A 23,664-nucleotide genomic window follows, 5' to 3' on the forward strand; every position below is an offset into this window, starting at 1 on the left:
CGATGAAGCCCTCGCGCCCGGCGCGAGGGCTTCATCGTTCCTCCCCAGGGCGAAACTGTGGACGCCGAGCGAATCGCGACGCGTTCGCCCGCCACACTCGGGACATGCCACGGTTCCACTATTTCCCCGGCGACGATCTGAGCACCGCAGAACTCAGCGCGGCCTGCCTGGACGGTCACCTCGTCGCCGTGGGCGAGGGCTACATCCCCGCGGATGTTCCGGAGACCTCCTGGATGCGAGCTCGCTCTCTGGCGCCGGTGCTCGGATCCGACCTCGCCGCCACGCTGAGGACCGCGGCATGGGTGCACGGTGTGATCGACACTCCCCCGGTACGACTGGAGGTGCAGCGACGCAGCGCGCGACGAGGCAAGATCATCCCCTCACGTCGCCTGTCCTATCGGGATGTTCGCATCCCGTCCGCAGACCTCGACATGTTCGGCGACGTCGCGGTGTCCTCCGTCGCCCGAACCATCGCAGATCTCGCACGCGAGGCGCCGGAGGATCCTGCGTTCACGGCTCTTGTCGCCGAGTACCCGTCGGCGCTGCACGCCGCGGTCACCTGGCTGGACACCCACGCTCACCGGCCCGGCATCCGCGCGGCTCGCGCGCTGCTCCGCCACGCGGCCTGAGCGCCGATCGGGTCACGCCGATCGGGTCAGCGCGAGGTCACGCCAATCGGGTCAACCCGAGATCACGCCGATCGAGTCAACCCGAGATCACGCCGATCGAGTCAACCCGAGATCACGCAGATCGGGTCAGCCCGAGGTCACGCGGTACACGTCGTACACGCCGTCGATGCGCCGAACCGCGTTCAGCACACGATCGAGGTGCACGATATCGCCCATCTCGAACTGGAACCGGCTGAGCGCCAGGCGCTCCGTGGTGGTCTGCACCGTGGCCGACAAGATGTTCACGTGGTGCTCGCTGAGCACGCGGGTGACGTCGGAGAGCAGCCCGGAGCGATCGAGAGCCTCCACCTGGATCTGCACCCGGAAGACGCTCTTCGTCGTCGGTGCCCACTCCACCTCGATGAGACGGTCCTTGTCGGCCATGAGGGACTTCACGTTGGTGCAGTCGGCCCGGTGGACGCTGACGCCGCTGCCGCGCGTGACGAATCCCACGATCTGGTCTCCCGGAACCGGCGTACAGCACTTGGACAGCTTCACGAGGATGTCCGGGGCGCCGCGCACGAGGACACCGGAATCGGCGTTACGCGGTGTGCGGTGGTGGCGCCCCACGGTGGGGAGCTCGATGGGCCCGGTGGTGGTGTCGTCGGCGTTGATGAGCGCCGTCACCTTCTCCAGCACGGACTGCGTGGAGATGTGCCCCTCACCGACGGCGGCATAGAGCGCTGACACGTCCTCGTAGCGCATGAGGCGCGCGACCTCGGCGAACGACTCCTGGTTCATGAGGCGCTGCAGGGGCAGATTCTGGCGCCGCATCGCGCGGGCGATCGCCTCCTTGCCCTGTTCGATCGCCTCCTCGCGCCGCTCCTTCGTGAACCAGCCGCGGATCTTGTTGCGCGCACGGGAGGACTTGACGAAGGTCAGCCAGTCCTGGCTCGGCCCGGCGTCGGGGTTCTTGGATGTGAAGACCTCGACCACATCGCCGGAGTGCAGTTCAGACTCGAGCGGGACGAGGCGGCCGTTGACCTTCGCGCCCATCGTGCGATTGCCGATCTCGGTGTGCACGGCGTACGCGAAGTCGACCGGCGTGGCACCGGCGGGCAGGCCGATCACGCGCCCCTTCGGCGTGAAGACGTAGACCTCCTTGGCACCGATCTCGAACCGCAGCGAGTCCAGGAACTCGCCCGGATCGGCGGTCTCGGCCTCCCAGTCCGAAATCCGCTTGATCCAGGCCATGTCGGCGTCGCTCGCCTTGACATCACCCTTGCCGCCGCTCATCCGCTCCTTGTACGCCCAGTGCGCGGCGACGCCGAACTCGGCCTGCTCGTGCATCTCGTGGGTACGGATCTGGATCTCCACCGTGCGGCCACCCGGGCCGATCACCGTGGTGTGCAGCGACTGATACAGGTTGAACTTCGGCGTGGCGATGTAGTCCTTGAAACGGCCGGGAAGCGGAGTCCAACGGGCGTGGATCGCGCCGAGCACCGCGTAGCAGTCACGCACCGTACCCACCAGCACACGGATGCCGATGAGGTCGTAGATGTCGTCGAAGTCGCGGCCGCGAACGATCATCTTCTGATAGATCGAATACATCTGCTTGGGCCGGCCCATGACCTTGCCCTTGATGCGCAGACCGCGCAGGTCCTCATCGACCGCGGCGATCACCTGACGCACATACTGTTCACGCTGCGGCGTGCGCTGTTTGACCAGGCCCTCGATCTCCGCGTACACCTTGGGGTGCAGGACGGCGAACGAGAGGTCTTCGAGTTCGCTCTTCACCGTTTGCATTCCGAGGCGGTGTGCCAGCGGTGCGTAGATCTCCAGGGTCTCGGTCGCCTTTTTGGCGGCCTTCTCCGGCGGGACGAACCCCCACGTGCGCGCGTTGTGCAGGCGGTCTGCCAGCTTGATCATGAGCACCCGGATGTCCTTGGACATCGCCACGATCATCTTGCGGACGGTCTCAGCCTGCGCGGCGTCGCCGTACTTCACCTTGTCGAGCTTGGTGACGCCGTCCACGAGGAGGGCCACCTCGTCACCGAAGTCGGCGGTCAGCTGCTCCAGGCTGTAGCCGGTGTCCTCAACGGTGTCGTGCAGCAGGCCAGCCGCGACGGCGCGGGGCCCGAGGCCGAGCTCGGCGAGGATCTGCGCCACGGCCACGGGGTGCGTGATGTATGGCTCGCCGCTCTGCCGCTTCTGGCCCTCATGCCACTTCGTGGCGGTCGTGTAGGCGCGCTCGACGATCGTGAGGTCTCCGCGCGGATGATGTGATCGCACCGTACGCAGCAGATGCTCGAGGTCGTCACGACGGACCGACCGGGAGAAGATGCGGGGAACCATCCATCGAAGGCTGCCCGGCTGATGCGATGCAGGGGGAAGCGTCTCAGTCACCTGCTCACCTCCTGCTGCGTTCAGATAATCCTACGGCGTGCGCGGCTGCAGCCGCGCACGCCGTAGGCAGTGCTGTGTATCGATCAGGCGACGTCTGCGTCGCGCTCCCGCGCGCGGGCCACCTTCGCGTCGTGCGACTTGATCTTGGGCTCGTTCTCGCGGAACAGCGAGTACAGCGGCGCAGCCACGAACAGCGTCGAGTACGCCGCCACGATGATTCCCACCGTGATCGACAGTGAGATGTCGGCGAGCGTCTGTGCGCCGAGGCCAAGAGCACCGATGAAGAGAATCGCAGCCACCGGAAGGACCGCCACCACCGAGGTGTTGATGGAGCGGATCAGCGTCTGGTTCACACCGAGGTTGACCGACTCGCCGAACGTGCGGTGCGAGGCCGATCCCTGCTCGGATGTGGTCTCCCGGATCTTGTCGAACACGACGGTGGTGTCGTAGAGCGAGTAGCCGAGGATGGTCAGGAAGCCGATCACGGCCGCGGGCGAGATCTCGAAGCCGCACAGCGCGTACACGCCGAAGGTGATCACGAGCACGTCGAGCAGACCGATGATCGCCGCGGCCGACATCTTCCACGTACGGAAGTAGAGGGCGAGGATCACGAAGGCGAGGGCGAGGAAGATGCCCAGGCCCCACAACGACTGACGCGTGACGTCCGCACCCCAGCTCGCGCCGACCGTCGAGGAGGACACCTCTCCGGCGTCCACTCCGTAGGCAGTCGCCAGCGCGGCGCTGATCTGGTTCACCGGGGACGAGCCGTCGGTGGTCTCCGCATCAATCGCCTCTGTCTGGACGCGGATTCCGTCCGATCCGACGGTGGTGACCTTCGTGGCCACGTCACCCGCGATGGAGTGAACCGCCTCGGTGGCCTTGGCCTGGTCGAGGTTCTCGGCGGCCACTCCGCTGACGGTGAACTGCGTGCCACCGGTGAACTCCATCGAGAACTGCGGCGGACGGATGAACACCACGAGGATGGACGCCAGCACCAGGAGTCCGGCGACCAGGAACCACAGATTCCGCTTGCCGACGAAGGGGACGCTGGTCTTGCCGGTGTAGAGATCGTTACCGAGCTGGTTCATCGAGGCCATCAGGCGTCGCCTCCCTTCGAGTCGGAGCCGTTTCGGGCGGCGAGCGCCTCCGCTTGCTTGCGTTCGGCGATGGTCTGCCGGCGCGCGGCCTCACCCCTGCTCTTCGCGTCGCGCGCGGCCTTGCCGCGCACGGAGGTGGTGGTCTCAACCGCCTTGAACTGCGCGCGTCCCGCGTACACGGCGCCCAGCGCCTCGGAGTTCATGCCCGAAAGGGTGTGACCGTTGCCGAAGAACCGGGTGCGGGCCAGCAGTTGCATGACGGGGTGCGTAAAGAGCACGAAGATCAGGATGTCGATCAGAGTGGTCAGACCGAGCGTGAACGCGAAGCCCTTCACCGTGGCGTCGGCGAGGATGTACAGCACCACGGCGCAGAGGATGTTGATCGACTTCGAGATGTAGATGGTCCGCTTGGCGCGGTCCCAGCCGTCCTCCACGGCGGCGGTGACGGACTTGCCGTCTCGCAGCTCGTCTCGGATGCGTTCGAAGTAGACGATGAACGAGTCCGCTGTGAATCCGATCGTGACGATCAGACCCGCCACACCGGCCAGCGAGAGGCGGAAGCCCATGCGCCAGGCCAGGATGCACAGCACGATGTAGGTGATCACGGCCATCACGGCCAGCGATGCGATGATCACGAAGCCGAGAGCGCGGTAGGACAGCAGGGAGTACAGCGCGACGAGGCCGAGACCGATGAGGGCGGCGATCAGGCCGATCTGCAGCTGCTGCGTGCCGAGCGTGGCCGAAATGACCTGGTTCGACTGGACGCTGAACGACAGCGGCAGCGCACCGAACTTCAGCTGGTCGGCGAGGACCTTGGAGGTCTCCTGGGTGAAGGTGCCCGAGATCTGGGGGCGGCCGTCGGAGATGATTCCGTTCATCGTGGGAGCCGAGATCACTTCACCGTCGACCACGAAGGCGAAGCGGTTGCGCTGCGTGTCGCCCGCGGTGGTGTATCCGTACAGACGCTTGCTCACCTCGGCGAACTTGCTGGCGCCGTCGCCGTTGAAGTTCAGCTGGACGATCCAGAGACCGCGCTGCTGGTCGTAGCCGTTGCTGGCGTCGGTGATCTCGTTTCCGGTGAGCTCCACCGGTCCGAGGATGTACTTCTGCTGCTGGGCGACCGCGACAGGATCGTCCTTGTCGGCCACGTCGCAGGTGACCAGCGGCTGGTCCTTCGGCGCGTTCGAGAGGTCGGCCGGCTTCGAGCAGTCGTACGCGAGGAACTCGGCCTGCAGCTTCGGCGTGATCCAGCTGTTGTCGGAGCCGTCGGTCGGCGAGGCCGTCGGCGTCGCCTCCAGCGTGGGGTCGGCCGGATCGGGCGTTGCCTTGCCGTCCTCACCGATGGAGGTCGTTGCGGCACCGGTGGCGAGCAGCACGGAGCGGAGCTCCATCTGCGCGCTCGATTCGATACGGGCCCGCTGCGCGTCATCGAGCTTGCCGGGCACGGCCACCACGATGTTCGAGTTGCCCTCGGTGGTCACCTCGGCCTCACCCACACCGGACGCGTCGACACGCTGGCGGATGATCGTCACGGCCTGGTTCATCTGCTCGGAGCTCGGCTCACCGCTTTCGGTGTTGGCCTTGAGGATCACCTGCGTACCGCCCTGGAGGTCCAGCGCGAGCTCAGGCGTCCACGAGCTCTTCTCGAAGGCGTAGACGCCCAGCGAGTTGATGCCGAACAATACGGCGATGATGGCGAGGAGTCCGATCAGTGCACGCCATGCGTGCCGGACGGGCGTTGATGTGGCCACGGAGTCGGGTCAGCTTTCTCGAAACGCCTCAGTCGTTGAGGCGGCGGAATCAGTGCTTGTCGTTGCCTTCGAGACGGCGGCGCGTCTCCTCAGCGGTCTCGATGCGCGGAGCGTCTTCGCCGTCGGCGGCGGGCGGGGTCAGCGAGGAGGCGTCGTCCGGGACCTCGACGTCCTCGTAGTGCTCCACCTCAGCAGTCTCGTCGGGCTCGACGTCGGAGGGCGTGATGATGCGCGCGATGGCCTGCGTGTGGACGCGGATGACGACGCCGGGCGCGACCTCGATCTGGGCAGGCTCGTCCAGGTCGTCTGCGTTGTAGCTGACGATGGTGCCGAAGATGCCGCCGTTGAGCATCACCTCGACGCCGGGAACGGTCTGACGCGCCTTGGCCTCCTGCTCCTCCTTCATCTTCTTCATGCGCTTGCGCGAGTTCCAGAACATGAAGACGACGAGCGCCGCAAGGACGACGAGCAGAAGAATGTCCATGGGCATGAGGCAGACAACCTTTCGGGGTGGGGTGCGCAAGGCGCGAAGAGGAGACCCGGAGGTCTTCAGCGATTATAGGTCATCGAATCTCAGCGCCACGTCGGCATGCGGGATGCCGAGGTGCGCATAGGCCTCCGGCGTGGCGATGCGGCCACGGGGCGTGCGTCCCATGAACCCGATGCGCACGAGATACGGCTCCACGACGCTTTCGATGGTGTCGGGCTCCTCCCCCGCGGCCACCGCGAGGGTGTTCAAGCCCACCGGGCCACCACGGAAGCGCCGCACCAGCATGTCGAGGACCGCGCGGTCGAGCCGGTCCAGGCCGATCGGGTCGACGTCGTAGAGCTCGAGCGCCGCGCGGACGGCGGCGACGTCCGCGGTGTCGGAGTTCACCAGAAGATAGTCACGCACACGGCGCAGCAGACGGTTGGCGATACGCGGGGTGCCACGGGAGCGGCGGGCGATCTCCCCGAGCGCCTGACTCGACAGCTCGACGCCGAGCACCAGCGCCGATCGCTCGACGACCTGTTCCAGCTCGGCGGCGTCGTAGTACTCGAGATGCGCCGTGAAACCGAAGCGGTCACGCAGTGGGTTGGGGAGCATTCCCGATCTCGTGGTCGCTCCCACGAGAGTGAACGGTGCGAGCTCCAGCGGGATGCTGGTGGCTCCGGCACCCTTGCCCACCATGATGTCGATCCGGAAGTCCTCCATCGCGAGGTACAGCATCTCTTCCGCGGAGCGTGCCATGCGGTGGATCTCATCGATGAAGAGCACCTCTCCCGGCATGAGGCTCGAGAGCAGGGCCGCCAGGTCACCGGCATGCTGGATCGCGGGTCCGCTCGACATGCGCAATGGCCGGCCGCTCTCGTGCGCGATGATCATGGCCAGCGTGGTCTTGCCGAGCCCGGGAGGGCCCGACATCAGGATGTGGTCGGCCGACCGCTGCTGGATGCGCGCGGCCTCCAGGAGGAGCTGCAGCTGGTCGCGGACCTTCTGCTGACCGATGAACGCCTCAAGCGACTGCGGCCGCAGTGCACCCTCGATCGCGAGTTCGGTGGCGTCCTGTGGTGCCGCATCCAGCGGGAATTCGTCAGCCACGGGCCGCTCCCGGTCCGAGAGCGGCCAGAGTCCGCCGCAGCAGCGCCTGCACGTTGGAGCGCTCCGACTCCGTGGCGGAGCCGGCGACCTGCGCCACCGCATCCGCGGCTGTGCGCTCGTTCCACCCGAGACCCGTGAGCGCGGCGACGACCTGCGTGGTGACATCGGGCGCGACGGCGCCTCCCACCACAGCTACCGGGGACGGCGGGGCGATCTTGCCCGCCAGCTGCACCGAGATGAGCTTCGCCGTCTTCGGGCCGATGCCGGAAACCTTCCGGAATGGGGCGTCGTCGTCGTTCGCCACGGCGATCGCGATCTGGTCGACCGTCAGTGCCGAGAGGATGCCGAGCGCTGACTTCGGACCCACGCCGGTGACGCCGATCAAGATCGTGAACAGTTCCAGTTCCTCGCGCGTGGCGAAGCCGAACAGGCTCAGCGCATCTTCGCGCACCACGAGGTGGGTGTGCAGCGCAATCGTGTCGCCGCGATGGGACGTGCGGGCGACATCCGGCGGCACCGCCACCGAGAAGCCGACGCCGCCCACCTCGACGACGAGAGATTCGGAGCCGATGTGGAGCACGGCGCCACGCAGGGAGGAGATCACCATCCCACCCTAGCGGCGGCATCGTACAAAGTTTCGAGCGACACTCCCCCGCCTATCGGCGGCTGCGCTTCTCGGCCTCGGCCCAGGCGCGCTGAGCCGGAGTGAGCGCACGCTCCGGTGCGCCCGCGGCCACCGGGCCTCCGCGCCAGGCATGGCACAGGGCAATGGCGAGTGCGTCAGCGGCATCGGCCGGCTGTGGCAGCGCATCCAGGCGGAGGACCCGTGCCACCATGGTCTGCACCTGCAGCTTGTCCGCAGAGCCGTAGCCGGTGATGGCTGCTTTGACCTCGCTCGGCGTGTGCGTGGCCGTGGGCAGCCCTCGTTCGGCCGCCAGCATGAGAGCCACCCCCGAGGCCTGCGCGGTGCCCATCACCGTGGATCGGTTCTGCTGAGCGAACACACGCTCGACGGCCACCACGTCGGGCCGATGCGCATCGAGCACCTCCCGGATGCCCGCGGCGATTCGGGCCAGGCGCTTTCCGGGCTGCTCTTCCGGGGAGGAACGGACCACCCCCACGTGCACCAGGCGCGCGGAGCGGTCGCGAGCGACATCGACGACGCCGACGCCGCAGCGGGTGAGGCCGGGGTCGATTCCGAGTACGCGCAGTCCAGACACCCGTCCACGCTACGCCGCCCACCACGAGGCGCGCTCCGCACCGCCGACGACACGGAAAACGACGAAGCCCGCATCCTTTCGGAGGATGCGGGCTTCGTCCTGTGCGTGGCTCAGTCTTCGTCGGATTCGAGCTCGGCCTGGACCTCTGCGGAGAGGTCGAAGTTGCTGTAGACGTTCTGCACGTCGTCGCTGTCCTCCAGAGCGTCGATCAGGCGGAACACCTTGCGGGCGGTCTCCGCGTCGATCTCGACCTTGAGGTTCGGGACGAACGCCGCATCGGCCGAGTCGTACTCGATGCCGGCCTCCTGCAGCGCGGTGCGGGTGGCGACCAGATCGGTCGCCTCGGTGATGACCTCGAAGGTGTCGCCCTCGTTGGTGACCTCCTCGGCACCGGCCTCCAGCGCCGCCATCATCACGTCATCCTCGGTGGTGCCCTCGGCAGGAACCACGATCACGCCCTTGCGCGAGAAGTTGTATGCAACAGAGCCCGGGTCGGCCATGTTTCCGCCGTTGCGCGACATGGCCGTGCGCACCTCGGCTGCGGCACGGTTCTTGTTGTCGGTCAGACACTCGATGAGAAGCGCCACGCCGTTGGGGCCGTAGCCCTCGTACATGATCGAGGTGTACTCGACCGATTCGCCGCCGATCCCGGCGCCGCGCTTGATGGCGCGGTCGATGTTGTCCTTCGGGACCGAGGTCTTCTTCGCCTTGAGGACGGCGTCGAACAGTGTCGGGTTACCGGCGAGGTCGGCTCCGCCGAGCTTCGCCGCGACCTCGATGTTCTTGATGAGCTTGGCCCACGACTTCGCACGACGCGCGTCAATGACGGCCTTCTTGTGCTTGGTGGTGGCCCACTTGGAATGCCCTGACATATGTCTCCCGCTCGTTTCGCGCGTTTTGCGCCCTCAAGTCTACGCGTTTTCGAGTCCCGACCTGCGGAACCCGCTTCAGCCCTCGCCGCTGGTACGCCCCGATCGCGCTCGCGCCGCCGCGATCGAGGCCGATTCGGGGAGCCGGGCCGGCACATCCATCTCGACGTCCGGGACCCACATCCCCCATCCCTCGTCCAGGGGCCACGCGCCGTCCGCGATGAACCGCTCGTGCGCGAGATCGGCGAGAGCGCGCACCGCGTCCGCCTGTTCCGGGGTGAACCTGCCCTGCTGCACGGCCTCCACGAGTTCGTCCGCATCCTTCAGCCAGACGTCTTCGGTGCCGACGTGCTCCGCGTCGATCCAGAGGTCCAGCACCAGGTCGCGGGTGAACACTGCGCCGGTCCCGTCGTCGTCCACCGCGCGACGGTGCGGGAGCTCGAGGTTGACATATACGCCATCGGCCGAGCCGTCCGCTCCGCGGAAGAACCACAGCGACCACGGCATGCCGGTCGGCGCCACGCGCACCACCCCCGGTCCGCGCCAGGTGGACTCCTGCATCCGCCACGGCACGCTGAAGCGCTCGTCGACGGGAACGTCCCGCACCCGCCGCCCGTCCGCCGGAGCCGCCTCCAGCCGTGCGGAGCCGGACGGGATCCACACCACGAGCGCTCTTTCGTCGTCGCGGATCACCCGTACGGCCTCGATGTAGCGGTCGTAGCGCCACAGGATGCTCTCCCCGGGCCGGAACCGCGGGGCGTTCTCCTCCCCCGACGCAACCGAATCGTGGGCCAGCGGGTCGGCATGAGCGTCCAGATCCCGGTCGCGCCGCAGGCGGATGAGGGCTTCGGCCAGCGTGATCGGCGATTCGGCGATCTGCTGCCACCCCTCACCACGGCGCCCGACGAGCTGCATGCGGCCACCACTGGCGCTGACGTCCACTGTTCCGATGGGAAGTCGCATCCTCACACGTTAGCCTCGTCCGGCAGCGATCTCCGTCAGGAACTGCTTGTGGATCCGGTCGTCTCCGGTGACCTCCGGGTGGAACGAGAGCCCGACCACCGGCCCCTGACGCACGCCGACGATTGCGCCACGGGTGCGGGCGATGACCTCCACCGACGGAGCATGGGACACCACGATCGGTGCGCGGATGAACGAGACGTCGACCTCCCCGCCGACGCCCGCCACGGGAATCGACGCGTCGAACGAATCGCGCTGTGAGCCGAACGCATTGCGACGCACAGTGACGTCCAGTCCGCCGAACGTCTGCTGACCCGGTGCCGGATTCTCCACCTGCTCGGACAACAGGATCAGGCCGGCACAGGTGCCGAGGACCGGGAGACCGGAGCGGATCGCGTCGCGGAGCGGATCGGCGAGGCCGAGGGATCGGGCGAGCCGGTCGATCACGCTCGATTCCCCACCGGGGATCACCAGTCCGTCGACGCCGCTCAGATCGCTCGCCTTCTTGACGAGACGGACCGTCGCTCCGAGTCCCTGCAGCATCGTCGCGTGCTCGCGGACGCCACCCTGCAGGGCCAGCACCCCGATGGTGGTCATCGCGTCTCCCGCTTCACCAGCCGCGCTCGGCCAGACGATGCGGTGCGGGCACGTCCGCGACGTTGATGCCGACCATCGCCTCACCGAGGCCGCGGGACACCTGTGCAATGAGGGCGGCGTCCTCGAACGAGGTCGTGGCCTTCACGATGGCAGCCGCGCGCGCAGCGGGGTTACCGGACTTGAAGATGCCGGAGCCCACGAACACGCCATCCGCGCCGAGCTGCATCATCATCGCGGCGTCGGCCGGCGTGGCCACGCCTCCGGCGACGAACATGACGACGGGAAGCGACCCGGTCTCCGCGACCTCGCGCACCAGGTCGTACGGGGCCTGCAGTTCCTTGGCGGCGACGTACAGCTCGTCGGTGGTCTTGGCCTTCAGCGCGTTGATCTCCGCGGTGATCGTGCGGATGTGACGCGTCGCCTCCGAAACGTCTCCGGTTCCTGCTTCGCCCTTCGAGCGGATCATGGCGGCGCCTTCGGTGATGCGACGCAGCGCCTCACCCAGATTGGTGGCACCGCACACGAAGGGCACCTCGAAGTTCCACTTGTCGATGTGATTGACGTAGTCGGCCGGCGAGAGCACCTCCGACTCGTCGACGTAGTCCACGCCGAGGCTCTGGAGCACCTGCGCCTCCACGAAGTGACCGATACGGGCCTTCGCCATCACGGGGATCGACACGGCAGCCTGGATGTCGGTGATCAGGTCGGGATCGCTCATGCGCGCCACCCCGCCCTGGGCCCGGATGTCGGCCGGCACCCGCTCCAGCGCCATGACCGCGCTCGCGCCGGCGTCCTCCGCGATGCGGGCCTGCTCCGCGGTGACGACGTCCATGATGACGCCGCCCTTCAGCATCTCGGCGAGACCTCGCTTCACGCGAGTGGTTGCCGTGCGATTCTCGGTCATGGGGGCTCCTCTCGCGGCGCCTCTCGCCGCACGATCAAGACAATACACGTTTTGACCTAGGCCAATACGTCAATGGTGGCCGGACGATAGGATCGAGCCGATGGACGACCACTTCAGCGGCCTGCAGGGAACCACGGCGGCCGAGCTCGCAGACGAGCTGCGCACGCTCATCGAGCGCGGGACGCTCACTCCCGGCGTCGCGCTCCCCCCGGTGCGGGCGCTCGCTGACTTCCTCGGAATGAACCGCAACACGGTCGTCGCGGCCTACCGCCAGCTGGCTGGCGGCGGACTCGTGGAGTCTCGTGGCCGGGCGGGCACTCGCGTGACCGGCACCGCACGTTCCGCTCAGGAGGGATTCGCGCCCGACAGCGTGCTGCGTGACATCGGTTCGGGAAACCCCGACCCGGGCCGCATCCCCGACCCGTCACACGCCCTCGCACACGCGGTCGGTCGCCCGATCCTGTACGGCGAAGCCGTGGTCGATCCCGATCTTGAACGCTGGGCGCGCGAGTGGATGGGATCCGACCTGCAGGCCAGCGATTTCGCACTCACCATCACGAGCGGGGCGGTGGATGCCGTGGAACGCCTGCTCGCCCAGGCCCTCGTGCGTGACGACGCCGTCGCCCTGGAGGACCCGTGCTTCCTCGCCAGCATTCACACCGTGCGCCTCGGCGGCTACCGCGCCATCGCGGTGCCCGTAGACGATGAAGGGATGACCGTCTCGGGATTGCGTGCAGCCCTGGACGCGGGCGTCCGGGCCATCGTGGTCACGCCCCGGGCTCAGAACCCCACGGGGGCGAGTCTCTCCCCCGACCGTGCTGCCGCTCTGCGCGCCGTGCTGGCAGATCATCCTTATGTGCTGATCGTCGAGGACGACCACTTCTCGATGCTGTCTCGCACGCCCTATGAGTCACTGATCGGACCAGGACATCGCCGTTTCGCCCTCGTCCGCTCCGTGTCGAAGTTCCTCGGCCCCGACATGTGCCTGGCCGTCACCGCCTCAGATCCGGACACGGCCGCGCGTCTGGGCCTGCGTCTCAGCCCGGGAACCACCTGGGTGAGCCACATCCTCCAGCGGCTGGTGGTGGGGCTGGTGACGAATCCCGACGTTCTCGCCGAGATCCACGCCGCAGCCGCCCACTACGCCGCTCGCAACAGCGCCTTCGCCGATGCTGCGGTGTCCGCCGGTCTTCCGGTGGCCGCGTCGGACGGGCTGAACGTCTGGCTCCCCCTTCCGGTGCCCGCTCGCGCGGCGGCCGAGCAGCTGATGCGCCGCGGCTGGCTGGCGCGCACGGGGGACGAGTTCCGCCTCGTGCCCGACGCGCCGTCGCACCACCTCCGTCTCACGGTGCACGAGCTCGATCGCGATGAGCGAGCTGCACTCATCTCCGATCTCGTCTCAGCCATCGCTGCGGCGAGCTGAACGGACCCCGACGTGCAGCTCTCGCTGTGGATCACCCTGCTGCTGGCCTGTCTGGTCATCAGTTTCACTCCGGGCGCCGGCGCCATCAATACGATGGGAAACGCCCTGAACCACGGGCACCGTCGCGCGATCTGGGGAATCCTCGGACAGCAGGCTGCGCTCGTCATCCATATCGCTATCGTCGCCGCCGGCGTCGGGCTCCTGGTCGCCTCGTCCCCGATCGCCTTCGCCATCATCCGCTACGCCGGTGCCGCCTACCTCGTCTACCTCGGGATCCGGCAGACTCTGGCGAAGGTCGAGCCGGACCCCGCGGACGATGCGGCGGAGACGCCCGCCGCATCGCGGACGGAGTCGCGGTGGGCGATGTTCCGCCGCGGCCTGTGGGTGAATCTGCTCAACCCGAAGGCGATCGTGTTCTTCCTCGCCTTCCTGCCGCAGTTCGTCAAGCCCGACCTCCCCCAACTGCCGCAGTATGTGATCGTCGCGGTCACCTGCGTCGTCGTCGACATCGCCGTGATGTGGGGGTTCTTCGCCGTCGCCGCTCAGGGCTTCCGGCGCTTCACGCGCACGGCGCGCGGGCAGCGCACCCTCAACCGGATCTTCGGCGCTCTCTTCATCGCGGTCGGCGTCCTGCTGGCCGTACTGCACTGATCATCCGCCGTAGGCTTCGTCCCACAGAGCCGACCACTGCTCCCCGTCGCTCGGGCAGATGTACCCCATTCCGAACACCATGGTCTGAGCGAGGTTCGCCTCCGCGTCCGGGTTCTCGGACTGAGCCACCAGAGTGCTGATCAGGGGCGAGGTGCTCACATGCATGGCAAAGATCGAGGAATCGACGTCATGTGCGTTCAGGATGGCGGTCTCGCATCCGTCGATGGCCAGCGCCAGCCAGATGCTCACCGCCTGGGACGTCACGGCACCGCCGTTCTGCTCGACCCACGCCGTCTGATCGGCGATGAACGCCTTCTGCTCCGCGGTCTTCGGCGTGAGCTCGGACCCGTCCATCGGCTGCTGCTGGGCGGCGAAGAAGGCGTCGCGTTCCGCGAACACCCCCTCCAGGTCACCCGCGGTCGCCGTCGGATCCGGCTCCGACGTCGTCGGTGTATTCGCGGGGTCACTCGGTGTGGCCGGAGACGGTTCGCTTCGCAGCGGTGAAGCAGAGGGGGTCGCCGCGATGGGCTGACCGGGCGTGGCCAGCAGTGGCGGGATGGTGAAGGCGGCAATCAGAGCGACGACGAGCACCGCGCCGCCACCCACCAGCCACGGCCACACCGCTCGGCGGGAGCGTGCTGCCAGCGCACCGGACGCACTGGCCACGACCGACGCATACCCCGGGCCGGAAGCCGACGAGTGTCCCGGGCCGGAAGCCGGCGAGTATCCCGGGCCCGAAGCCTGCGGATACCCCGGTACCGACGCCTGCGGATAGCCCTGGGCTGGAGACGCCTGACCCTGCGGCGGGCGCGACAGGTATCCCGCAGCCTGCACCGGGGTCTGCGGTGGGTGCGCCTGACGCTGCACCTGGCCCTGCGGCGGGCGAGACGGGTATCCCTGCCCCTGGGGCGGATATCCCTGCCCCTGGGGCGGGTATCCCTGCCCCAGGGACGGGTATCCCTGACCTTGGGACGGGTATCCCTGACCCTGGACCGGAGCCTGGGGATACCCCGGAGCTGCGTGCGCCTGCCCGAATCCCTCCGTCGGGTGCCCCGGACCGGACGGTGCCTGCTGAGGGGACGCCGGATATCCGTGCGCTGAACCGGGCTGAGGCTGCCCCGCGGCCGGCGGCTGGTGTGGCGACTGAGGCGGCTGAGAAAGCGCCGGCGCGTTCATCGAAGCGGAGGCCGACCACGAAGACTGCGGCTGGGACTGCACCTGCGGCTCCGACTGCGGGGCATACGCCTGGCGCGCATCCGGCTGAGCCTCGGTCGGGTTGAGATCGGCCCCGGAAGACGGCTGCTCCCCCGCCTGCCCCGGCGTCCCGTTCTGCCCTGATGCCGGTTCCTGCCCCGGCGTCTGATCACGCTCTGACATGGCGCCCCCTGACGTCCTCGCACGGGTCGTCCGCGCGCTACGAATCTACCGCCCGAAGACCTCGCGCACGAGGTCCTCGGGGGTGGCGGGAAGGTCAGTCCTCGGGCCAGCCCAGCGCGATCGTGTCGCGCATCTCACCGAGCAGCTGAGGCAGAGCCTTGGTCTTCGCGATGATCGGGAGGAAGTTCGCGTCGCCTCCCCATCGCGGCACGATGTGCTGGTGCAGGTGACCGCCAACCCCGGCCCCCGCGATCGCGCCCTGGTTCATGCCCAGGTTGAAGCCGTCGCAGCGCGCCACGTCGCGGAGCACCCGCATCGCGGTCTGCGTGATGGATCCGATCTCAGCGACCTCCTCCTCGGTCGCCTCGTCGTACATCGCGATGTGGCGATACGGGCACACCAGGAGATGTCCGGAGTTGTAGGGGAAGAGATTCAGCAGTGCGTACGCGGTCTTGCCCCGGTGGACGATCAGCGTCTTCTCGTCCGGCCGGGTGGGGGCGTAGCAGAACGGGCAGTCGGCGACGTGCGGCTCGGGTCCCGCCTCGATGTACACCATGCGGTGCGGGACCCAGAGCCGCTGGAACTCGTCGGGAACACCGGCGAAGTCGGCCGCCAGTCCGAGCTCCACATCATCGCTCATGCGAAATCCGACTCCGTCATGATGCGCGCGTGATCGGTGATCGCCTGGGAGATGCGAGCAACCGCATCGGCAACGGGAACACCGTTGAGCTGCGTGCCGTCGCGGAACCGGAACGAGACCGTGCCCGCCGCCCGGTCCTGCTCACCGGCGATCAGGATCAGCGGCACCTTCGCGGTGGTGTGGTTACGGATCTTCTTCTGCATCCGGTCATCCGAGTGATCGACCTCCGCGCGGACTCCCGCGGCCTTGAGCGTCGCCATCACCTCGTCGAGATAGTCGGCGTACTGCTCCGCCACGGGGACTCCGACCACCTGTGCCGGGGCCAGCCACAGCGGGAAGTCGCCGGCGTAGTGCTCGAGCAGGATGGCGAAGAAGCGCTCGACGGATCCCAGCAGGGCGCGGTGGATCATGACGGGGCGGTGCTTGGCACCGTCCGGTCCGGTGTATTCCAGCTCAAAACGTTCCGGCTGGTTGAAGTCCAGCTGGATGGTCGACATCTGCCAGGTCCGGCCGATGGCGTCACGAGCCTGCACCGAGATCTTCGGGCCGTAGAAGGCCGCTCCGCCCGGATCGGCGACGAGCTCGAGGCCCGACTCGAGCGCCACCTCGCGCAGCGTCTCGATGGCGGTGGTCCACTGCTCGGGCTCGCCGAGGAACTTCGGGTTGCCCTCCTCGTTCGTCGACAGTTCGAGGTAGAAGTCGTTGAGACCGTAATCGCGCAGCAGCGACAGCACCAGGTTCAGGTTGGTGGCGAGCTCCTCGCGCACCTGGTCCTGGGCGACGTAGATGTGCGCGTCATCCTGGGTCAATCCGCGCACCCGGGTGAGCCCGGACAGCGTGCCGCTCTTCTCGTAGCGGTAGACGGTGCCGAACTCCGCGAGGCGCAGCGGCAGCTCGCGGTAGGAACGACCCCGGGCACGGAAGACCAGGTTGTGGAACGGGCAGTTCATCGGCTTGAGGTAGTAGTCCTGGCCCTGGCGGGTGACGTTGCCCTCCTCGTCGACGACCTCGTCGAGGTGCATCGGGGGGAACATGCCGTCCGCGTAGGTCTGCAGGTGGCCCGACGTCATGAAGAGGTCCTTCTTCGTGATGTGCGGGCTGTTCACGAGGTCGTACCCGTTGCGCAGCAGGTGCTTGCGCAGGTTCTCCTCGATCTCGTACCGGATGATGCCGCCCTTCGGGTGGAACACCGCGAGCCCGGATCCGATTTCGTCCGGGAAGGAGAAGAGGTCCATCTCGACACCGAGCTTGCGGTGATCGCGACGCTCGGCCTCGGCGAGGCGCTCCTGGTAGGCGCGCAGCTCGTCCTTGGTGGGCCAGGCGGTGCCGTAGATCCGCTGCAGCTGCGGGTTCTTCTCCGAGCCGCGCCAGTACGCCGCCGCGGTGCGAGTGAGCGACCAGCCGTTGCCGACCATCCGGGTGCTGGGCACATGCGGGCCACGGCAGAGGTCCTTCCAGGCCACCTCACCGTCCTTGCGGACGTTGTCGTAGATGGTGAGTTCGCCCTCGCCGACCTCGACGTCGGCGCCCTCGGCACCCCCGCCCTTCAGACCGATGAGCTCGAGCTTGAAGGGCTGATCGGCCAGCTCCGCGCGCGCCTCGTCCTCCGTGACCACACGACGCACGAAGCGCTGTCCCTCGCGGATGATGCGCTGCATCTCCTTGTCGATGACCTTGAGGTCTTCGGGGGTGAAGGGGTTCTCGACGCCGAAGTCGTAGTAGAAACCGTCGGTGATCGGCGGGCCGATGCCCAGATCGACCTGCGGATTGAGCTTCTGCACGGCCTGAGCCAGCACGTGCGCCGTCGAGTGCCGCAGGATCGCCAGACCTTCCGGGCTCGATACGGTGATCGGCTCCACGACGTCCGTCTCGGTGACGATGGTCGCGAGGTCCTTCTGCTGCCCGTTCACGTGCATGGCGACGACGGAACGATCGGTGAAGAGGGCGAATCCGTCACAGGGATAGGACGGCTGGGGGTTCTCAGACACGAAGATTCTCCAGTTAGCAATGGATGTCGGCAACTCAGCTTCGGACGCTCGCGCGCCCCGCCCGCTCAGGCCTGGGTCGTTCGCGTGCCGGTGACGGCGAGTACGACGGTGTCGTCGCTCGTACGGGTCAGCCGGGCGAAATCCATGCGAAGAGTCTACGCCCCGGTGGTGCTCCCCGCCGTCACTGCGCGGTGCAACTGCGCATCGATTCCGCGCCATCCGCCTGTCTCGTATGCCAGGACCACACCGACCGGCCCAGCCAGGACGACCAGCAGACACAGCCACAGCGGGAGTCCGGCGACCGCGAGCACGATGGCCAGCGCGGGCAGCAGCACGCCCGGCAGCTGGAGCGCGATGTTCTTCGTGGGTTCCCGGGTGAGCCAGGCGTGGATCGCGTAGATCGCGAGGCTGTAGATGATCACGGACACGGCCAGCGAGGTGATGACCGTGACCGTGGGCATGTGCACCTCGGGATCGAACACGTACCCGATCAGGTGGAGGCTTGCCCCCACCGCCGCGATCGCGAGGAAGATGACCGCGTGTCCGTACCCCCACACGAAGGCACGGCTGCGGTGCGCCGCCAGGATCGGTGCCGACGGCAGGAGGAAGTAGGTCCACCACAGGGCGAAGGTCATCGCAATGCCCGCGGCGATCACCACGATGGAGTTCGCACTCCATCCCTCCTCCGCGGTCACCTCCTGAGCGGCGGCGATCGTGCCGATCACCGTCTCGCCGAGGGTGATGATGGCGAGCAGGCTGTATCGCTCGGAAATGTGGTGCGGGTGCCAGGGGGTGCCTCCGGTGGCGGAGCGACGCTCGGCGATGACCGGGCCGAGCAGTTCCACGACCCAGCACAGCGCCGCGGCGATGAGCGTGCCGGACAGCGTCATCGGCACCCACGCCACGATGACCCAGCCGACCTGCGCCAGCGCGATGCACACCACGTAGGTCAGCGCCGTGCGACGGTGGACGGAGCTCCTGGCGGCTCGCAGCCACTGGCCGATCATCGCCACGCGCATGACGATGTAGCCCGCCACCATCACCTGGTTGTCGATCGGCTGGCCGTGCTCGAGCGACGCGAACATGGGCGCCAGCCCGATCGCCAGCACGATGACCCCCGCCATCTGCAGCATGGTCATGAGGCGGAACGCCCAGTCGTCGGTGTCGAAGGCCGAGGCGAACCAGGAGTAGTTGATCCAGGCCCAGATGATCGCAGCGCCACCGAACAGGAATGCGCCCAGCGCCGGCATCACCTCATCGATGGCGATGCCGTGAGCGAACTGCGTTCCCAGCACGCCGAACGCGGCCGCGAAGACCAGGTCGAACAACAGCTCCAGCGGTGATGCGACTCGCCCGTGTTCCGTGGTGCTGCGTCCCGACATCCGGCTCAGTCCGTGCCGGTAGAAACCCTCAGTGTGATCGCTCATGCGTCCCCTCCCGGCGAACATCGTGGCCTCCGTGAGGTCACCGCGCAAGCCGACACGGGGCAATTCGGTGAGTCTGCGTCGGTTTCAGCCCGGCGAGGATCCCGTTGTGATCACAACCGTGCACGCAGTGCCTCCTCGGCACGCTGCTCTTTTGTACACGCTGTTCTCACCGCGCACGCTGCTGTTGCCGTACACGCTGTTCTCACTGCGTGAGGTGCTTGGATGCCTCGCGCACGCTCAACGGGCTCAGGGCCGGGTGCTCGTCAAGAAAGTGCCGGACTCCCGCGGGGTCGGTCCGTGCCACCTCGCGTAGCGCCCACCCGATCGCCTTCCTGATGAAGAAGTCGCGATCGCCGAGGTTCGCCTCGATGGTCTCGGTGAGCAGTGCCCGATCCACCCGGTCCTTCCGGCCCAGCTGGCTGAGGATCGCGAGCCGGCGCATCCAGAGGTTCTCGTCCGTCATCCACTCGCGAACGAACGCCGAGACAGCGACGGGATGCACGTCCAGCAGGTCCGCCACGCGATGCGCGAGCTCATCGGTGACGTCCCACCACTGCGCGCTTCGCACGAACCGCTCGATGAGGGCAAGCAGCGCCAGATCTCCCCGATGCGGTCGGAGGGCGAGGAGCGCGAGTGCGGCGTACCACTGCTCGCGCGCCACTGCGTGGTCCCAGAGCTGAACGGCGGCGTCCCGCAACGTCCCCGTGTCGCGGATGCCCCGCGCCGCCGCCGCGGTGATCCGTCGCGCACGCGGCACCGGCACGCCGAAGAACGGCAACGACGACTTCATGTAGGCCTGCTGCCCGGGGGCGCGCTCGGGGTCGGCCTCGGCGCGCAGCGCCGACGTGATCACCGCAGCGAGCTCGGCACCGTTCACGCCAGTGACTCCAGCGCGGGCGCGTCGGGCGCGTCGGGCGCGTTGTCGCGCACCAGCGCATCGATGGTGCGGATCAGCAGCAGAATCCAGGTGAACACCAGAGCCCCGGCGACGATCTCCACCGCGGTCAGCGTGTAGTAACCCACCAGGAAGAACAGCACGAGCCCCGCGCTGATGGCGAGGAACGTCCAGCCGAGCACCACGAACGAGCGTGCGATCCCCGGCACCCACCGCCCGATCATCACGATCATGACCGCGAAGACGACGAGCATGCCGCTCGCGAAGCCGGTGTGCACCAGGAAGGACACGTTCACCGGCACCAGGCCGACCACCATCAGGCAACACCCAATGACGATCAGCCCGACACGCACGTTCCGCGTGCCGCGCGGGTCGCGCACCCAGAGCTCCCGCGTCGCGTAGCGGGCGAGAGCGGTCACCAGTATCCCCGCCACGATCACCGTGAGGTTGAACAGTGTGGAGGAGGTTTCCCCCACCATGCCCAGCGCAGACAGGTTGTCCTGCCACCAGTGCGGATCGTCGGCGGAGAGTGTGGCGGCCAGCACCCCCTGCACCAGGAACACGGCGAGGATCAGGGCGAACTGGGTGAGATCGAGCTGCGAGGCCGAGATGAAGACGACGTACCCGGTGATCGCCGCCACCGACGCGGCGATCAGTGCGGAGGGCACCGTGTACACGTCGGCATCGACGAACCCGCGGGCCAGGATGTCAGCGACGAGCGACCACGACAACGCGGAGATCACGGCGTAGGCCAGCGCGAGGGCGGCACCATCGACCACATCGAGGAACCTCGGGCGCTCACGGGTACGCAGGTACCCGAGCCAGGACGCGAGGGCGAAGGCCAGGACGGCCACGACGGCCGACGTCGCCGCAGCGAACTGACCGATCGATCCGGCGCCGGCGATCGACACACTGCGGAAGGCGAAGGTGAGCAGAGCCAGCAGACCGGCGATCACACCGCCGATCGCGGCGGCCAGCAGGGCGATCGCCTCGATGCGCTGCAGGCTGGGTTCGGCGATGGCGGTTCGAAGCCAGCGCCAGCCGGCACGGATGCGCGTTCTCACAGGATGAGCGTACTGGCGTGATCCCCCGCAGGGCAGCCGCACAGAGCGCACCCGGTACACTGGTGCCGTTGCATCCTCCGCGGCCATGCAACCTGACACCCGGTGTATCTACCTCCGCTCACGGCGGCACGGCGGCACAAGCCGCGCCGAAACTCCCAGGAGAAACGATGTCAGACACGGCTCAGCCGGCGTCCGCGCCGTCCGATGCAACCGCCCCGGCCCCCAGCCTGATCCGCGCTGCCGGGTTGGCCTACTTCCCGGTCGCCTTCCTCGCCCGCCTTCCGTTCGCCATGAACGTTGTGGGTGTGCTCACCCTCGTCGTGGCCGCACGCGATTCCCTCACTCTCGGTGGGCTGACCTCCGCAGCGGTCGGTCTCGGGACCGCCCTCATCGGCCCGCTGCTCGGAGCAGCCGCCGACCGCTTCGGTCAACGGCCGGTGCTGCTGGCCGCCGGAATCGGCAACAGCCTCGCCCTCCTGCTGATGGCCTGGGTCGCTTTCGCCCCCGTGTCCGATGCGTGGGTGCTGGCCACCGCCATCCTCGTGGGCGCCACCGCCCCGCAGGTGTCCCCCATGTCGCGCAGCCGCCTGGTCACGATCATCGATCGCCGTATCGCCCGCGATCGCCGCGCGAAGACCCTGTCTGCGACTCTCGCCTACGAGTCCTCGGCGGACGAGATCGTGTTCGTCTTCGGACCGGTGCTGGTGGGACTGCTCGCCACCACGCTGAATCCGGCCGCACCGATGATCGGCGCTGCGATCCTCACCCTCGTCTTCGTCGGTGCCTTCGCGCTGCATCCGTCGGGACGCACCACCACGCATGTCGACGCCGACGCTCCGCTCGTGCAGGCCCCGGTGAGCGAGCTGTTCCATCCTCGGGTTCTGGTGCTCGTAGCGGGCGTCCTGGGAATCGGCTTCTTCTTCGGTTCCACCCTCACCTCCCTCACCTCCTTCATGGTGGACGCAGGAAACAAGGAGGCTGCCGGCCTCCTCTACGGCGTGATGGGTGTCGGATCAGCGATCCTCGCGCTCGCGGTGGCGGTGTTCCCCGCCCGCTTCACGCCCCGCTACCGCTGGCTCGTGTTCGCGCTCATTCTCGTGGGCGGCGCCGCGCTCATCGCTTCGGCGCGCACGGTGGATCAGATGATCTGGGCGCTGGCAGTCACCGGCATCGGCATCGGGCCGCTGATCGTGACCGTCTACACCTTCGCCGCCCTGCGAACCCCGGCGGGACGCAGTGCGACCCTGATGACGATGGTCGGGTCAGGCGTGATCGTCGGCCAGTCTTCGTCGTCCGCGATCGTGGGTGTGCTCGCGGACGAGCAGGGCACCGCTCTGGCACAGTGGGCGCCATTCGTCGCGGCGGTCCTCGTGCTGCTGTGCGCCGTGATCAATCTGTTCCTCTCCCGCGGGGACCGACGCTGAGGAGATCGTGCGGAGCTTCCCGATCGGGAGACACGGCCTCACGGACTTCGTAGAATGGCGGCATGAGTCAGCACGGTGAGCTCCTCGCCGCCGACGACGCGCTGCGCGAGCTGCAGCACGAGGCGGATTTCGCGCACGCCCGCCATGGGCGCCTGTACGCGGATGCGCTCAGGCACTACCACGATCAGCTGGCGGCGCTGCTCACCCAGGCTTTCGACGAGCAGGCGCGGTCCAACGACCTCACATTGCCCAAGCGGGATCGGCTGGGACTGCAGCGCCACGCCGCGGAGATCGCGCGTGTCATCGTGACCGACGTGGAGCGGGTGCGCGAGGAGTATCGGAGACTCAGCAGCCGCGCGGTGCCGTCGGATTCCAGCGGACGAGCTCTCGTGGACGCTGTCGTCGTCAGCAGCCGGATGCAGGTCTCGGCCTGGTGGAACGGCCACGCGCATCTGGCGACCCCGGCCGCCACCGCGGTCGCGGCACAGAAGTGGGAGAGCTTCCGGCCAGTGCCGCGCTGGGTGCCCTATGCCGCGGGTGCGGGGGTGGTCGCAGCGGGAGCCTTTCCGATCGCATCGATCTTCCTGCTCTGAGCTCCCGCGTCGCGTGGGCTCCGATGCCAACGGGAGAAGGCCCCTCATTCGAGGGGCCTTCTCACTGAGCGGATGACGAGACTCGAACTCGCGACCCTAACCTTGGCAAGGTTATGCGCTACCAACTGCGCTACATCCGCACGCCGCCTTGCGGCGACATCCCTAGCTTACCCGATCCCGCCCGGTGA

22 protein-coding genes and 1 tRNA gene are annotated in these 23,664 nt (G+C 67.8%); 5 read left to right on the forward strand and 18 right to left on the reverse strand.

The annotated features are described in order from the left end of the window. Nucleotides 1-104 precede the first annotated feature (104 nt). Nucleotides 105-629: a type IV toxin-antitoxin system AbiEi family antitoxin gene (locus tag ACIQJ5_RS08205; RefSeq protein ID WP_402842738.1), complete on the forward strand. Its 525-nt coding sequence runs from the start codon at nt 105-107 to the stop codon at nt 627-629. Nucleotides 630-755: 126 nt separating this feature from the next. On the opposite strand, the gene ACIQJ5_RS08210 is transcribed toward ACIQJ5_RS08205, so the two are convergent. The 11 genes from ACIQJ5_RS08210 to pdxS form a co-directional block, all read right to left on the reverse strand. Continuing rightward, nucleotides 756-2,963, reverse strand: a complete 2,208-nt coding sequence (locus ACIQJ5_RS08210) for a RelA/SpoT family protein (protein ID WP_402842740.1) — start codon at nt 2,961-2,963, stop codon at nt 756-758. Nucleotides 2,964-3,097: 134 nt separating this feature from the next. After that, nucleotides 3,098-4,111, reverse strand: coding sequence for a protein translocase subunit SecF (secF, locus tag ACIQJ5_RS08215; protein WP_231090225.1), 1,014 nt, complete (start codon nt 4,109-4,111; stop codon nt 3,098-3,100). After that, nucleotides 4,111-5,862 (reverse strand): protein translocase subunit SecD, encoded by a 1,752-nt coding sequence (secD, locus tag ACIQJ5_RS08220; protein ID WP_231090226.1) that lies wholly within the window; start codon nt 5,860-5,862, stop codon nt 4,111-4,113. The genes secF and secD overlap by 1 nt, the downstream gene beginning before the upstream one ends. Nucleotides 5,863-5,911: 49 nt before the next feature. Then, the gene (gene yajC, locus ACIQJ5_RS08225; protein ID WP_308070510.1) at nt 5,912-6,352 is read right to left on the reverse strand and encodes a preprotein translocase subunit YajC; all 441 of its coding nucleotides are present in this window, start codon (nt 6,350-6,352) and stop codon (nt 5,912-5,914) included. Between the two features lie 66 nt (nt 6,353-6,418). Continuing rightward, nucleotides 6,419-7,444, reverse strand: coding sequence for a Holliday junction branch migration DNA helicase RuvB (ruvB, locus tag ACIQJ5_RS08230; protein ID WP_402842744.1), 1,026 nt, complete (start codon nt 7,442-7,444; stop codon nt 6,419-6,421). Continuing rightward, on the reverse strand, nt 7,437-8,048 hold the full coding sequence (ruvA, locus tag ACIQJ5_RS08235; protein WP_402842747.1) for a Holliday junction branch migration protein RuvA: 612 nt from the start codon (nt 8,046-8,048) through the stop codon (nt 7,437-7,439). Before ruvA ends, ruvB begins: the two co-directional genes overlap by 8 nt. Nucleotides 8,049-8,100: 52 nt before the next feature. Next, the gene (gene ruvC, locus ACIQJ5_RS08240) at nt 8,101-8,664 is read right to left on the reverse strand and encodes a crossover junction endodeoxyribonuclease RuvC (RefSeq protein ID WP_402842750.1); all 564 of its coding nucleotides are present in this window, start codon (nt 8,662-8,664) and stop codon (nt 8,101-8,103) included. Between the two features lie 110 nt (nt 8,665-8,774). Next, nucleotides 8,775-9,536: a YebC/PmpR family DNA-binding transcriptional regulator gene (locus tag ACIQJ5_RS08245; protein WP_231090230.1), complete on the reverse strand. Its 762-nt coding sequence runs from the start codon at nt 9,534-9,536 to the stop codon at nt 8,775-8,777. A gap of 75 nt (nt 9,537-9,611) precedes the next feature. Beyond that, a complete protein-coding gene (locus ACIQJ5_RS08250) occupies nt 9,612-10,496 on the reverse strand; it encodes a DUF402 domain-containing protein (RefSeq protein WP_402842753.1) in 885 nt (294 codons plus the stop codon). Between the two features lie 9 nt (nt 10,497-10,505). Further along, the gene (pdxT, locus tag ACIQJ5_RS08255; RefSeq protein WP_402842756.1) at nt 10,506-11,090 is read right to left on the reverse strand and encodes a pyridoxal 5'-phosphate synthase glutaminase subunit PdxT; all 585 of its coding nucleotides are present in this window, start codon (nt 11,088-11,090) and stop codon (nt 10,506-10,508) included. Between the two features lie 13 nt (nt 11,091-11,103). Then, a complete protein-coding gene (pdxS, locus tag ACIQJ5_RS08260; protein WP_231090233.1) occupies nt 11,104-11,994 on the reverse strand; it encodes a pyridoxal 5'-phosphate synthase lyase subunit PdxS in 891 nt (296 codons plus the stop codon). A 100-nt stretch (nt 11,995-12,094) separates the two neighbouring features. Between pdxS and ACIQJ5_RS08265 the strand changes: the two genes are divergently transcribed. Both ACIQJ5_RS08265 and ACIQJ5_RS08270 read left to right on the forward strand, forming a co-directional pair. Next, the gene (locus tag ACIQJ5_RS08265) at nt 12,095-13,417 is read left to right on the forward strand and encodes an aminotransferase class I/II-fold pyridoxal phosphate-dependent enzyme (RefSeq protein WP_402842759.1); all 1,323 of its coding nucleotides are present in this window, start codon (nt 12,095-12,097) and stop codon (nt 13,415-13,417) included. A gap of 12 nt (nt 13,418-13,429) precedes the next feature. After that, a complete protein-coding gene (locus ACIQJ5_RS08270; protein WP_402842762.1) occupies nt 13,430-14,068 on the forward strand; it encodes a LysE family transporter in 639 nt (212 codons plus the stop codon). On the opposite strand, the gene ACIQJ5_RS08275 is transcribed toward ACIQJ5_RS08270, so the two are convergent. The 6 genes from ACIQJ5_RS08275 to ACIQJ5_RS08300 all read right to left on the reverse strand — a co-directional run bounded on the left by ACIQJ5_RS08275 (nt 14,069) and on the right by ACIQJ5_RS08300 (nt 21,459). Next, a complete protein-coding gene (locus ACIQJ5_RS08275; protein WP_402842765.1) occupies nt 14,069-15,445 on the reverse strand; it encodes a hypothetical protein in 1,377 nt (458 codons plus the stop codon). Between the two features lie 94 nt (nt 15,446-15,539). Then, entirely contained in the window at nt 15,540-16,085 is a 546-nt protein-coding gene (locus ACIQJ5_RS08280) for an HIT domain-containing protein (RefSeq protein WP_231090237.1), read from the reverse strand. Beyond that, nucleotides 16,082-18,001, reverse strand: a complete 1,920-nt coding sequence (gene thrS / locus ACIQJ5_RS08285) for a threonine--tRNA ligase (RefSeq protein WP_402843427.1) — start codon at nt 17,999-18,001, stop codon at nt 16,082-16,084. The genes ACIQJ5_RS08280 and thrS overlap by 4 nt, the downstream gene beginning before the upstream one ends. 227 nt (nt 18,002-18,228) lie before the next feature. Beyond that, on the reverse strand, nt 18,229-19,500 hold the full coding sequence (locus tag ACIQJ5_RS08290; RefSeq protein WP_402842768.1) for a low temperature requirement protein A: 1,272 nt from the start codon (nt 19,498-19,500) through the stop codon (nt 18,229-18,231). Nucleotides 19,501-19,702: 202 nt separating this feature from the next. After that, nucleotides 19,703-20,377, reverse strand: coding sequence for a DNA alkylation repair protein (locus ACIQJ5_RS08295; RefSeq protein WP_402842770.1), 675 nt, complete (start codon nt 20,375-20,377; stop codon nt 19,703-19,705). Next, entirely contained in the window at nt 20,374-21,459 is a 1,086-nt protein-coding gene (locus ACIQJ5_RS08300) for a DUF998 domain-containing protein (protein WP_402842773.1), read from the reverse strand. The genes ACIQJ5_RS08295 and ACIQJ5_RS08300 overlap by 4 nt, the downstream gene beginning before the upstream one ends. A gap of 167 nt (nt 21,460-21,626) precedes the next feature. Here ACIQJ5_RS08300 and ACIQJ5_RS08305 point away from each other — a divergent pair, with 167 nt between their 5' ends. Continuing rightward, nucleotides 21,627-22,883 carry an MFS transporter gene (locus ACIQJ5_RS08305; RefSeq protein WP_402842776.1) on the forward strand — a complete coding sequence of 419 codons (1,257 nt, stop codon included), beginning with the start codon at nt 21,627-21,629 and terminating at the stop codon, nt 22,881-22,883. Between the two features lie 62 nt (nt 22,884-22,945). Beyond that, complete coding sequence (locus tag ACIQJ5_RS08310) at nt 22,946-23,476, forward strand: hypothetical protein (RefSeq protein ID WP_231090242.1); 531 nt, start codon at nt 22,946-22,948, stop codon at nt 23,474-23,476. A gap of 67 nt (nt 23,477-23,543) precedes the next feature. Here ACIQJ5_RS08310 and ACIQJ5_RS08315 read toward each other — a convergent pair. Further along, nucleotides 23,544-23,616 (reverse strand) — tRNA-Gly (locus ACIQJ5_RS08315). Nucleotides 23,617-23,664: the final 48 nt, after the last annotated feature.

The sequence above is a fragment of the Microbacterium sp. GXS0129 genome (assembly GCF_044769785.1).
Taxonomy (GTDB): Bacteria; Actinomycetota; Actinomycetes; order Actinomycetales; family Microbacteriaceae; genus Microbacterium; species Microbacterium nymphoidis.